The organism is Paenibacillus sp. MZ03-122A, assembly GCF_024213325.1.
Classification (GTDB): Bacteria; Bacillota; Bacilli; order Paenibacillales; family Paenibacillaceae; genus Paenibacillus; species Paenibacillus polymyxa_B.
The window spans coordinates 16,934-28,740 of record NZ_JANAVI010000001.1; the positions used below are offsets into that span (position 1 = coordinate 16,934).

The window sequence follows — 11,807 nt, forward strand, 5'->3', positions numbered from 1 at the left end:
ATTTAAAACATGTGCTGAAGGGGTTGATGACATGCGCCGGATTTCATGGATGCTTGCCATGGTCATGTGTGTAACGCTGCTGCTGGCCGGGTGCGGCAAGAAGAGCGCGGACGATGTGGTTAAAGATTTGAGTGACGTGGTGAGCGACCTGAACAGCTACCACGGTACAGCTTTGATGACGCTGCATACCGGCGACACGCCGCAGGAATACAAGGTGGATATTTCCTACCGCAAGCCGTCCTATTACCGAATTGCCATGACGAACGAGAAAAAGGATGTTACGCAAATCGTGCTTCGTAATGATGAGGGTGTATTTGTACTGACACCCAGCCTGAACAAAAGCTTCCGTTTCAAAAGCGACTGGCCAAACAATCAGGGTCAAGTATATTTATATGAAACGTTGGTTCGCAGCATTATCGGCGATGCCTCCCGTCAGTTGGCTACCGACGATAAATCCTATGTGTTTGATGTGGCAGCGAATTACAACAGCCATGCGCTGGTGAGACAAAAGATATGGCTGTCCAAAAATGACTATGCACCCACTCAGGTACAGGTGTCTGATGCGAATGCCAAGGTAGTTGTTGATCTGAAATTCGATCAATTTGCTTTTGATACGAAGTTTGACAAAGACTCTTTTGATATGGAGCGGAACATGGCTTCAGGTAAGACGAGTACGGGTAGCGAAGGGGCGCCATCTTCTGGAGCAGTTGAGCCCAGCGGTCAGCTTGATCCTTCCGGTGCGATGGATGGGACGACTGGCGTGACGTCTGGCGAACCCGGACAAGAGCAGGGAACAGCAGGGGATGCAGTCCAGCAGCCGTCAGGGGAAGCGAACGTGGACGGTACTGCCACAAATGATACGTCCAAACCGGACGCAGCAGCCAACGCAGATGCGCAGCAACAAACCCCGGGCACATCGGATGCCGCAAACGGAACGTCAGCGGGAACAGATGCGGCAGAAGCTGTGATGGGTGAGTTCGGCTTAATCGAACCGTCCTACACGCCAGCCGGAGTACAGATCAAGGATACGCCGGAGCTGGAGGATAATGGTACACATGCCGTGATGCTGCGGTATAGTGGAACGTATAATTATACCATTGTGGAGGCGCGTCCAAAAGATCGGGCAGTCGCACTAGCCGCAGGCGAACTGGTTGATATTGGAGGAAGCTTTGCCGTTCTGACCGGAAGCGAACAGCAGACGATGACCTGGATGAATGACGGAATCGAGTTCAGAATCACCAGTGCTGACCTGCCTGTGAGCGAAATGATACAAATTGCCGCTTCTATACAGGATCAATCGGGTAAATAAAACTTTATAGACGGATGCAGACGGTCTAGAGTGTAAAAATGCTCTGCTGCCGCCCGTATCCGTCTTTTGTTCATTCGCAGTCTAAGATGTGCATCGCTTGTATATCCTGTTCTATTGTAGATATGGTAGAGGAGGCTGGCAAAGTCCCCCTGCCATTGACAGCCACGTTTTTGAACATTACCATTAACCTTTGGAAGCAAGAACTTTGCCACACTCCGAATGGTAAAAGGTTATGTTACAGGCTAACAATTGAAGAAGGTGACTGGATTTGCAAGCACAATACAGATCGACCCGGGCCGAAATCAACCTGGATCACCTTGGCGCCAACTATGAAGCTTTTCGCAAGGCATTGCCAGAGGATAAGCTGATACTGGTCTGTGTCAAGGCTAATGCCTACGGACACGGTGCCGTGGAAATTTCAAAGGAATTGGAACGCCTTGGTGCGGATTATTTGAGCGTCGCTTTTCTGGATGAAGCGTTGGAGCTTCGTCATGCGGGGGTTCAGCTACCAATTCTAGTACTCGGTTATACCTCACCGGAAGCTGTACAAACGGCTTGGGAGCATGATATCTCATTGACAGTGTTCAGTGAGGAAGTGCTGGACGGTATCCGTAGACTGGACCGCCAAGGAAACGAACGCAAGTTGAAGGTGCACATCAAAATAGACAGCGGCATGGGAAGACTGGGTTTGCTGCCTGGAGAAGAGGCTATGGCTTTTGTCCGGCAGGCTTACGAATTAGAGCAAGTGCTGCTGGAAGGCATGTACACCCATTTTGCCCGCGCGGATGAAGAAGACAAAAGCTATACACTGCTACAATATGATCGGTTTCGGGGCGTGGCGGAAGCGCTAAGGGAACAAGGTATCACCATTCCCATTATACATACGGGCAACAGCGCCGCCACCATTGATACCCCTTCTCTTTCCCCCAATTTGGTGCGGATTGGTATCAGTATATACGGTCTGTACCCGTCTGATGAGGTTAACCGGCAAGCTATTGAGCTGCTGCCTGTATTGTCATTGAAGACGGCGGTGGTTTATACCAAGACGCTTCCTCCCGGCTGGGGAGTTAGCTATGGCACCCGGTATGTAACCTCCAGTGAAGAACGGATCGGTACATTGCCAATCGGCTATGCGGATGGATACTCCCGCATGCTGAGTGGGAAGATCGAAGTGTTGATACGCGGTCGCCGCGTCCCGGTACTCGGTACGATTTGCATGGACCAGTGTATGGTATCCTTACAATCTTTCGCAGAAGATGCGGAAGAAATCCAAACCGGCGAAGAGGTTGTTCTCATCGGCCAGCAGTCCGGCGAAACTATCGCGGCGGATGAGCTGGCATCCAAGCTTGGTACGATCCACTATGAGGTGATCTGCATGATCGCAGACAGGGTACCGCGTGTATACACACGAGGTCATGTTCCTGTTGTTCGAGTGAACTCGCTTCTTCCAACCCGCTGGAATTAATTTCATAACGCAAATTACCGAATAAAAGCAGGAGTTTTCGCAGAACGTCCCGAAATATGTACAAAGGAAAGAAAAGAGCGCTATAACTGTCAAAAGACGCATTAGGCTCCGCTGACACTTGTATTTCGGGGATCAAACGCCTGTACGAAAACGAACTGCGTAGTTTATAATGGAATGCAGCATAGATGATATACGAATGTCATATACATTCTCTTGTATTCCGTTTGAATAAATTACCGGGAATAACGTTATAATGGTACAATGGCGACAAGGTTTTGGGGGTGGAAGAGAAGTTGGCCAATTTGCAGAACACCAAAAGAATAATGATCAGTTTGCCAGATCATCTCTTGCAGGAAGTGGACGGGATCGTAGCTATGGAAAATTCCAACCGCAGTGAATTTATCAGGCAGGCCATGAAGCTGTATGTAGGTGAACGAAAAAAACGTTACATTCGTGAAGCTATGCAGCGTGGATACATGGAAATGGCTAAAATTAACTTAACCATGGCATCCGAAGCCTTTCACGCGGAGGAAGATGCAAACAGCACCTTGGGCCGTACAGTTAGCGGGGTGTAATCCATATTGATCGTAAAGCGCGGCGACGTTTTTTTTGCAGACCTTTCACCCGTAGTCGGTTCCGAGCAAGGTGGCGTCAGACCTGTGCTGATCATTCAAAATGATATCGGCAACCGGTTTAGTCCTACTGTGATCGTAGCAGCCATCACCGCCCAGATTCAGAAGGCAAAGCTGCCTACACACGTGGAAATCGACGCGGCGACGCATGGCTTTGATCGTGATTCTGTTGTTCTTCTGGAGCAAATTCGGACGATCGACAAGCAGAGGCTTACCGACAAAATCACCCATTTAGACGAAGAAACCATGCGCAAAGTGAGCGATTCGCTACAAATCAGTCTCGGTTTGATTGATTTTTAGCGTGATGGAACGACGAGTGAAACGGGAAAAGGGCAGCGCTTGGGCGCTGTCCTTTTGCGTGTCCAATGAAAAATGCAGGTAGGGCTTGCTTTAACGTCACCTGCTGGCGCTTTGAATCATTTTTTGTGATAATGAAAGACATGGTGTAAGACAAGAGCTGTGAGGAAGAAGGGATAGGTTTGTCTAACGAGGAAACGAAGACGGAAATCCGGCAGGAGCCGAACGAAGCAGAACGCCAAGAGCGGATTGTCAAACAAGTGGCGAGAGAGCTGTCGCTGGCACTCAAGCAAATCCGGACAACGATCAGTTTGTTGGATGAAGGGAATACAATTCCTTTTATCGCGCGTTATCGTAAGGAAATGACAGGAGAGCTGGATGAAAATCAGCTACGTGAAATTGAAGATCGTGTGGTGTATTTGCGTAATCTGGAGGATCGTAAGGTAGAGGTCATCCGCATTATTGATGAGCAGGGCAAGCTGACGGAAGACCTGCAGGCTGCTATCACCTCTGCGGTTAAACTTCAGGAAGTGGAGGATCTGTACCGTCCGTATCGGCAAAAGCGTAAAACCCGCGCCAGTGTAGCAAAGGAACGGGGACTGGAGCCGCTCTCCATCTGGATCTGGAGCCAGCCGAAGCAGGGCGATGCTTTGAAAGAAGCGGAATCCTATGTGAATGCTGAGCTGGGAGTTGAAAATCCCGAGGCGGCCATCCAAGGTGCCTTAGATATTTTAGCTGAAAATATAGCGGATGATGCGGCTATTCGCCAATGGGTACGCCGATATACGCTGGACCATGGTATGTTGACCTCCGAAGCGAAGGATGCGGAGCAAGAATCCGTGTATGAGAACTACTATAGCTATCGTGAACTTGCTAAGAAAATGCCACCTCACCGTATTCTGGCGATTAATCGCGGAGAGCGGGAGGGCATTCTTAAGGTTGGTCTGGAGGTAGTGCCAGATTCCATTTACAATTACGTGGCAGGTCAAGTGATTAAAGGATCATCAGTCGTGCAAGATCTGCTCCGCAGTGTCATTGAGGATGCGTACAAAAGACTTATTGCGCCGTCTATCGAGCGTGAAGTGCGCGCTGAAATGACGGAGAAGGGCGAGCAGCAGGCCATCTCCATCTTTGCAGGCAACTTGCGCAGTCTGTTGCTACAGGCTCCGATCAAGGGCCGACGTGTGCTCGGTGTCGATCCGGCCTATCGGACAGGCTGTAAGCTGGCGGTTGTCGATGACACAGGCAAGCTGCTGGAAGTGGCAGTGACGTATCCGACACCGCCGAACAACAAGAAGCGCGAGGCTGCTGAAAAGTTCAAGCAGCTGATTGCCCAATACGGGATCGAATTGATTGTCATTGGTAACGGAACCGCTTCGCGCGAGACAGAGCAATTCGTAGCGGAAGTCATCGCTGACATTGGTGACAGCAGTCTAGCGTATCTGATCGTCAATGAGGCGGGCGCGAGCGTATATTCTGCCTCCAAGCTGGCACAGGAGGAATTTCCTGATTTGGACGTGGCCGAGCGCAGTGCGGCTTCCATCGCACGTCGTGTGCAGGACCCGCTGGCTGAGTTGGTCAAGATTGAGCCGAAGGCTATTGGTGTAGGCCAATACCAGCATGATGTGTCGCAGAAACATCTGGATGAAAGCTTAAAGGACGTTGTCGAATCAGCCGTTAACCATGTCGGTGTGGATGTGAACACGGCTTCCTCTGCGCTGTTATCCTATGTAGCAGGGATCAATGCGACGATTGCCAAAAACATCGTTAAGTACCGTGAGGAAAACGGAAAATTCAGCAACCGTCGTCAATTGCAGAAGGTGCCGCGTCTTGGTGCAAAAACCTACGAGCAATCTGTAGGCTTTATCCGTATACCGGGTGGAGAAAATCCGCTGGACCGTACACCGATTCACCCTGAATCGTATGCTGTCGTAGACCGCCTGTTGGCGGAACTGAACATCAGCGCTCACGATCTGGGTACTAAGACTGCAATGGAAGCACTGAGGGTGTCCAACATTGACGAACTGGCCGCCAAGCTGGAAGTCGGCGTGCCGACACTGAAGGATATTCTGGACAGCCTCCAGCGTCCGGGCCGTGACCCACGTGACGAGCTGCCGTTGCCGGTATTCCGCAAGGATGTGCTGAAGATCGAGGATTTGGCACCGGGTATGGAACTTCAGGGAACCGTCCGCAATGTCATTGATTTCGGCGCGTTTGTCGATATCGGTATTAAAAGTGACGGGTTGGTTCATATTTCACAGCTGCGCAGTGGCTTTGTAAAGCATCCGATGGATGTCGTATCTGTCGGTGATAACGTAACGGTGTGGGTGTTGAATGTTGATTTGAAAAAAGGCAGGGTTGGTCTGACGATGAAACCTCCTGCAGAGGCGCAATCGCAGGCATAATACTTTAAATAATGCTGTACAACCTTCTTGTGAAGGTATAACAAAAGCCGGAATCTCCGAACTGTATCGGAGATTCCGGCTTTCATTTTTGGATGCCTTTAGCTTTTACCCGTTGTTGGCATCGAACTCCACGCCAGGTGCTTTATGATAAAAAAACCAACAATCGTTCAACAGTTTAATTTGACGCCGGTCCTTTTTGTAAAAGGCCCGCATGAGCTGGTTGCTGAGCCATTGAGGCAAGCCGATCTCCTCCTCTGCGTTACATCTGTATGTTTAGCATATGGGGTGGGTACCTAAAGTGTGCTTATGAATTGGGGGTTAGACTTCGGTCGTTATTTTATAATATGCTTGTCAGTAAGGAGCAAAGGAGGAGAGACCGTTAGGATGGAGTCCAAGTCCCTGAGCAATTCAATGAACCATTCAATGAGCCGTTCTATGAGTAATGAAGAGCTTCAAGAATGGGTAGAGCGCATTTCGCTGGAGAGCTTCGGCGTGCCGTTTCGACATCAAGCCACCTTTAATGCGCGCTTGTCTTCCACAGGTGGTAGGTATTTTATGAAAAGTCATCATATTGAAATTAATCCACATCAACTCGCAGCTTACGGACGTTCTGAGGTGGAGAAAATTATTAAGCATGAGCTGTGCCATTATCATTTGCATTTGCGCGGGATGGGCTATCAGCATCGAGATGCTGACTTCAAAGCATGGCTGGCCCGTGTAGGAGGAAGCAGGCATTGTCAGACTCTGCCGGGAAGAACGGAACGTAAGCCTCAGCCTTATCGTTACAAGCTAGTATGCGTTTCCTGTCAGCAGGAGTATATGCGCAAGCGTAAGATGAATCCTCAGCGGTATCGCTGTGGGAAATGTGGAGGGAAGCTTCGCCTGTTGGCACTTGACGGCACCCCCTGAATCATGGTAAATTAACCATACTGTAAGATAATTTACAGTAATGTTCCCTGATAGCTCAGTTGGTAGAGCACTCGACTGTTAATCGAGTTGTCACAGGTTCGAGTCCTGTTCGGGGAGCCATGGAGAGGTACCCAAGTGGCTATAAGGGGACCCTCTGCTAAGGGGTTAGGCTGCGAAAGCGGTGCGAGGGTTCGAATCCCTCTCTCTCCGTTGGTATTTTAAGTAGAAAAAGGACGCTCGTATGCATTGTAATGATGCTTGCGAGCGTCCTTTTCGTCTATATCTGCTTTGAGAATAACGGTGGACTGAAATCGTTTAAATGGAGAGGGGACGTGCTGCGTACAGCTTGAAGCGGCGTTAGCCTGTCTTGTACGCAGCCAATGACGTCTATTTCACGGTGTCAGCCTCGACTGTCTTGAGTATGTTCAACAGAGCATGAGCGACGCCATCTTCCGCATTAGTCAGAGTCACTTGGGAGCAGACGGCCTTGATGTCGTCTTTTGCATTGCCCATGGCAATGCCTGTTCCTGCCATTGTTAGCATGGAGATATCATTGTAGCTGTCCCCAATCGCTACGGCTTCCTGCATGGGAATGTTCAGATGATTCGCCAAATAACGCAATGCATTACCTTTAGACGCATCCCTATGCTCGACTTCAAAGTTACGGTCTGAAGAGATGACCATGTTCAGGCCCTGAAAACCTCGGTAACGCTCACGACCCCGCTCCAATTTGGCTTGATCAAAGGAGAAACAGAGCACGTTATAAATCTCTACATCCAGTGGAATGTCCTCATATGAAGCGATGCGGGTATGTCCGGTCTGTTCATATTGTTTTTCAGCTGCATGTAATAAAGTATCCAGCGAAATATCCGGGTTGGAGCTCAGCAAGCGGTCCATTTCAACAGCAAGCAGCTGATGTCCGTTTTGTGGAGAATAAATAGCGCGGTCTGTCATGACCTCATAGTAAAAGTCGTTGTCATGCAGCCAGCTCAGCACTTCAAACGTTTCACTGCGGCCCATAGGAGTAGAGGTTAACTGACGACGATGCACATCGTGTACGGTTGCGCCGTTTGCTCCAATGACGGGAGTTACAAGCTCTGCTTCCTCTAGCTTCGTCCAGGCGTCATAAGCGGCTCTACCAGTGGCGATTGTCACCTGAACGCCTTGCTGCTGTGCTTGGCGTATAGCCTCCGCGTTTACTTTGCTTATTTTTCCTTCCTCGTTCAGCAGTGTTCCATCCATATCAATCGCAAACAGTTTCATTTCTCTCCAACTCCTGTCTTTCGATATCTCTGTGATAAATCTTGAGTTCTAGCTAAGCAGTTTCATATTTTATGAGGGTACAACAACTTCAACATCATAATGTTGCAAAATTTCCAGCATCGCTGGTTCTGGCAATCTGTCGGTAATCACGATATTAACTTCAGACAGATCGGCAAAACGATATGGAAAATTGATTCCGAATTTCGAATGGTCCGCAAGGATGATCACCTGATCTGCCTGCTTCATCATCTGATGCTTCAGCATACCGTCTTCTTCATGAATTAGGCTTAGTCCGTGGGCAGATATACCACCAATCCCGATAAAGGCTTTGTCTACAAAATAGTGAGACAAAGTGGCGATCACGGAGGAGCCATATACATATCGGTGTTCTTTTTGCAGGCGGCCTCCCAACAGATGTATGGAGACACCGTCTTTTCGAGATAGCACGTCAGCCTGATTGATTGAATTGGTGATGACCGAACATTCCTGCACATTCAGTCTTTCTGCACACGCCTGTACGGTGGTAGAGGAATCCAATATAATACGATCCTTATCTCGTACCATGCTGGCAGCCAGCTGTCCGATCACTTGTTTCTCCTCGGATACAGTAAGCAGTCTTTCGTTATAATTTCCAATTGGATCGTGATGAAGTGTAGGGAGAAGAGCGCCACCGCGGGTGCGAATAATTTTTTGATGTTCTTCAAGTTTTACGAGGTCTCGACGGGCCGTATCTCGTGAAACATTAAAAAATTCACAAATATCATCCACCGAAATACGTTTATGAAGCTGTAAGTAATCAACGATTTTTAACATTCGTTCTTCCTGATACATAGAAAGCTCCTCTGATATATAATTATTTCGGTATCTTGTAAGTGATTATAAGTAAATACAAGTGATATTGCAATCATTTATCGCTATTTTCAGGATTTTAATGATTTGATATAAGGGATTGTAAGTTAATATGCATTTTGTACTTATAAAAACTGCTTTTTTTAAAATTTTAGAAATAAGTATTGCCATTCGTTATTCTATTTGATATACTCTTTCTTGTCGCCAAGTTGGCGCATAATAATAAGGCCCGTTGGTCAAGGGGTTAAGACACCTCCCTTTCACGGAGGTAACAGGGGTTCGAATCCCCTACGGGTCATTGTTGTCTTTATAGACTACATGTTGCATGCTTAAGGGAAATTCCTGAGGTCTGGTCTAATGGCGGACAGCTTGGATGAACAGCATGAGCCATTAGCTCAGTTGGTAGAGCACCTGACTTTTAATCAGGGTGTCGAAGGTTCGAGTCCTTCATGGCTCACCATTTATATTTTGTTATGCGGTCGTGGTGGAATGGCAGACACGCTATCTTGAGGGGGTAGTGAGCGTACGCTCGTGGAGGTTCGAGTCCTCTCGACCGCATCAATGGAATAAACGGAAAAGTCTCTCGCGGTAGAGGCTTTTTTTATTTGTGTAGTGATGTAATAAAGTAATGATTATGATGAAATAATGATTCCATAGTATAATATAATGCCATAATGTTATAGAATGATAAGTATAAACTTGTGAAGTGACGGTGAAAAATATGGACACTCAACTGTTAGGAAATATATCAGAAAATATTTTGGGCTTGTTTCCGATTGTGAAGAAGAAATTTTTCACCTACGGTCCGCTCGATTTCCCATTACATTTGTCGCCTAATAACTTTCAGGTATTACTGCTTCTGCGTGAGGTGCGCTTGTCTACGGTATCTGATTTATCCAAACAGCTCAATGTCTCACGTCCGAACATGACTCCTCTTCTGGACAAACTGGTGGAGCATGGGTTGGCTGACCGCCAGTCGTGTGATTCGGATCGCAGAGTCGTGAATGTGGCGATTACACAAGAAGGCGATGCTTTTTGTGAACAGGTATTTCATACCTTCTCCAATAAAATTCAAGAAAGACTGGTGTATCTGCCAGAAGAAGATTTATTGCATCTGAGTGAAACTTTGAATGAATTGAAGCATATCTTACTTAAAATCGACAACGCTGCTACGTGATTGGCGTAAGTGAACTGGCTTAAAGACCGCCCTTTCTTCGGAAAACAGGCGGTTTTTGTTGCGTGTTGTGGTATAATGGAAACCAACATACATAATTCGGTAATTTTAGCATACGTGATCTTTGAAATGGGAACAGAGAACATGATATCGTTATTTGAGAGCCTGCTAGGGAGGAAGGAACTTCTATGCAATCTATTTACCATCGCATTGAGGAACTCATCAAGGAACGGGGAATGACGAAAAAGGCGTTCTGCCAGCAGTTAGGCATTAGTACAGGGAACTTCGGGGATTGGAAAAGAGGAAAAACGACGCCGGGCACGAATAAACTCATTGAAATCGCTTCTTTTTTTGATGCCAGTCTGGATTGGATTATGCTGGGTCGAGATGTACAGGGTGAGGTGCTGAAGGAGTCGCAAGACCCTTATTTTTTTGACGCTTCAGGGCAACTGAATTGCCAGGGGGAACCGCTTAGTGAGACGGAAAGAAATTTTTTACTTGAGTATATTGAATTTACCCGCTTTCGTAAAGAGAAAAACCAGCGCAATTCTACTATGGGGTAATGGTTGCTTAGGATTTGATGAGGATTACTAATGAGTAAGGCTGAAAAATGAAAATTAATTCAGAAAAAGTTACTGTGTCGGAGGGGAAACATTTTGGGAGATCAAACTATTTATCAGCGGATTGAAGCTTTGATTAAGGATCGCGGAATGACCAAGAAGGCATTTTGTGAAAAACTTAAAATCAGTTCAGGGAATCTCGGTGATTGGAGAAGAGGTAAAACAACGCCGGGTACCGCCCATTTGATTCAGATTTCGGACTTTTTTAATGTATCGCTTGATTGGTTAATGAAAGGAATTAAGCCAGGGGAAGGCGTACTTCAGGAGCAGAAGGCTGCTTATTTTTTTGGAGTGATGGGGCCACTGAATTGCCAGGCAGAAGATCTTGAGACGGAAGAACAGAATTTTATTTTAGAATATGTTGAATTTGCGAAATACCGTAAGCAAAAAAGTGACAAGGATAAAACAAAGCCGGAATAATTTTTTGGCTAAAGATCGTCTGGGTTGAAAACCCGTAAACGAACTGGAGGGGTTCGCTTTACGGGTTTATTTGGTTTCTTGGTGATATGGAATGACCTATATGTAACTGGAATGCTTGTTGGATTTAGAGTGGCGGTGCCTCCTTATAATCGTTATCGTCGATGTTCAGAATTGCAGCAACTTGTTTTCTGTACCTTTGTGCTTTGCGGGTGCCGTGAATCAGATTGGACAAGCGTGAAGGCGGAATGTTGTGTGTCTCACAAAATGTTTTCTGATCCAGTCGAAGTTCGACAAGCCGTTGTTTGATGGCCCACCCGAAGGAGGTGACAGGCATTTTGTTGTTCAAGAGAAATCGCCCCTTACGGATTCTTGCGGAATAATTGGTGTGTTATAATAATCATCAGTAAACATGTTAGAATTAACCATCTAAAACTATGATACACTTTTATACGTGTTTTTACAAT

Annotated in this window: 13 protein-coding genes and 5 tRNA genes; 14 read left to right on the forward strand and 4 right to left on the reverse strand. The window is 47.1% G+C overall.

Annotated elements, in window-relative coordinates:
• Nucleotides 1-31: 31 nt before the first annotated feature.
• The 5 genes from NLX74_RS00070 (at nt 32) to NLX74_RS00090 (ending at nt 6,108) form a co-directional block, all read left to right on the forward strand.
• The gene (locus tag NLX74_RS00070; protein WP_254327622.1) at nt 32-1,309 is read left to right on the forward strand and encodes an outer membrane lipoprotein-sorting protein; all 1,278 of its coding nucleotides are present in this window, start codon (nt 32-34) and stop codon (nt 1,307-1,309) included.
• 268 nt (nt 1,310-1,577) lie between these two features.
• Nucleotides 1,578-2,774, forward strand: a complete 1,197-nt coding sequence (alr, locus tag NLX74_RS00075; protein ID WP_254327623.1) for an alanine racemase — start codon at nt 1,578-1,580, stop codon at nt 2,772-2,774.
• A 293-nt stretch (nt 2,775-3,067) separates the two neighbouring features.
• Entirely contained in the window at nt 3,068-3,349 is a 282-nt protein-coding gene (locus NLX74_RS00080; RefSeq protein ID WP_007429334.1) for a CopG family ribbon-helix-helix protein, read from the forward strand.
• Between the two features lie 6 nt (nt 3,350-3,355).
• A complete protein-coding gene (locus NLX74_RS00085; protein WP_007429335.1) occupies nt 3,356-3,706 on the forward strand; it encodes a type II toxin-antitoxin system PemK/MazF family toxin in 351 nt (116 codons plus the stop codon).
• 179 nt (nt 3,707-3,885) lie between these two features.
• On the forward strand, nt 3,886-6,108 hold the full coding sequence (locus NLX74_RS00090; RefSeq protein WP_254327624.1) for a Tex family protein: 2,223 nt from the start codon (nt 3,886-3,888) through the stop codon (nt 6,106-6,108).
• 105 nt (nt 6,109-6,213) lie between these two features.
• Here the strand turns inward: NLX74_RS00090 and cmpA are convergent, their stop codons facing one another.
• The gene (gene cmpA, locus NLX74_RS00095; protein ID WP_007429337.1) at nt 6,214-6,348 is read right to left on the reverse strand and encodes a cortex morphogenetic protein CmpA; all 135 of its coding nucleotides are present in this window, start codon (nt 6,346-6,348) and stop codon (nt 6,214-6,216) included.
• A gap of 144 nt (nt 6,349-6,492) precedes the next feature.
• Here cmpA and NLX74_RS00100 point away from each other — a divergent pair, with 144 nt between their 5' ends.
• From NLX74_RS00100 to NLX74_RS00110, 3 genes are all read left to right on the forward strand, one after another.
• Nucleotides 6,493-7,017 carry a SprT family protein gene (locus tag NLX74_RS00100; RefSeq protein ID WP_254327625.1) on the forward strand — a complete coding sequence of 175 codons (525 nt, stop codon included), beginning with the start codon at nt 6,493-6,495 and terminating at the stop codon, nt 7,015-7,017.
• Nucleotides 7,018-7,061: 44 nt separating this feature from the next.
• Nucleotides 7,062-7,137 (forward strand) — tRNA-Asn (locus tag NLX74_RS00105).
• 1 nt (nt 7,138) lies between these two features.
• Nucleotides 7,139-7,227, forward strand: a tRNA-Ser gene (locus NLX74_RS00110).
• A 177-nt stretch (nt 7,228-7,404) separates the two neighbouring features.
• Here NLX74_RS00110 and NLX74_RS00115 read toward each other — a convergent pair.
• Nucleotides 7,405-8,280 carry a Cof-type HAD-IIB family hydrolase gene (locus NLX74_RS00115; RefSeq protein WP_235307729.1) on the reverse strand — a complete coding sequence of 292 codons (876 nt, stop codon included), beginning with the start codon at nt 8,278-8,280 and terminating at the stop codon, nt 7,405-7,407.
• Nucleotides 8,281-8,349: 69 nt separating this feature from the next.
• Nucleotides 8,350-9,111: a DeoR/GlpR family DNA-binding transcription regulator gene (locus NLX74_RS00120; RefSeq protein WP_254327626.1), complete on the reverse strand. Its 762-nt coding sequence runs from the start codon at nt 9,109-9,111 to the stop codon at nt 8,350-8,352.
• 244 nt (nt 9,112-9,355) lie between these two features.
• On the opposite strand from NLX74_RS00120, the gene NLX74_RS00125 reads away from it, so the two are divergent.
• The 6 genes from NLX74_RS00125 (at nt 9,356) to NLX74_RS00150 (ending at nt 11,343) form a co-directional block, all read left to right on the forward strand.
• Nucleotides 9,356-9,427 (forward strand) — tRNA-Glu (locus NLX74_RS00125).
• A gap of 86 nt (nt 9,428-9,513) precedes the next feature.
• A tRNA-Lys gene (locus NLX74_RS00130) sits at nt 9,514-9,589 on the forward strand.
• Between the two features lie 15 nt (nt 9,590-9,604).
• Nucleotides 9,605-9,687 (forward strand) — tRNA-Leu (locus tag NLX74_RS00135).
• A gap of 163 nt (nt 9,688-9,850) precedes the next feature.
• Nucleotides 9,851-10,306 carry a MarR family winged helix-turn-helix transcriptional regulator gene (locus NLX74_RS00140; protein WP_061829577.1) on the forward strand — a complete coding sequence of 152 codons (456 nt, stop codon included), beginning with the start codon at nt 9,851-9,853 and terminating at the stop codon, nt 10,304-10,306.
• Nucleotides 10,307-10,491: 185 nt separating this feature from the next.
• Nucleotides 10,492-10,866, forward strand: a complete 375-nt coding sequence (locus NLX74_RS00145) for a helix-turn-helix domain-containing protein (RefSeq protein WP_254327627.1) — start codon at nt 10,492-10,494, stop codon at nt 10,864-10,866.
• 93 nt (nt 10,867-10,959) lie between these two features.
• Complete coding sequence (locus NLX74_RS00150) at nt 10,960-11,343, forward strand: helix-turn-helix domain-containing protein (protein WP_254327628.1); 384 nt, start codon at nt 10,960-10,962, stop codon at nt 11,341-11,343.
• 124 nt (nt 11,344-11,467) lie between these two features.
• Here the strand turns inward: NLX74_RS00150 and NLX74_RS00155 are convergent, their stop codons facing one another.
• Complete coding sequence (locus NLX74_RS00155) at nt 11,468-11,689, reverse strand: Rha family transcriptional regulator (protein WP_069291380.1); 222 nt, start codon at nt 11,687-11,689, stop codon at nt 11,468-11,470.
• Nucleotides 11,690-11,807: the final 118 nt, after the last annotated feature.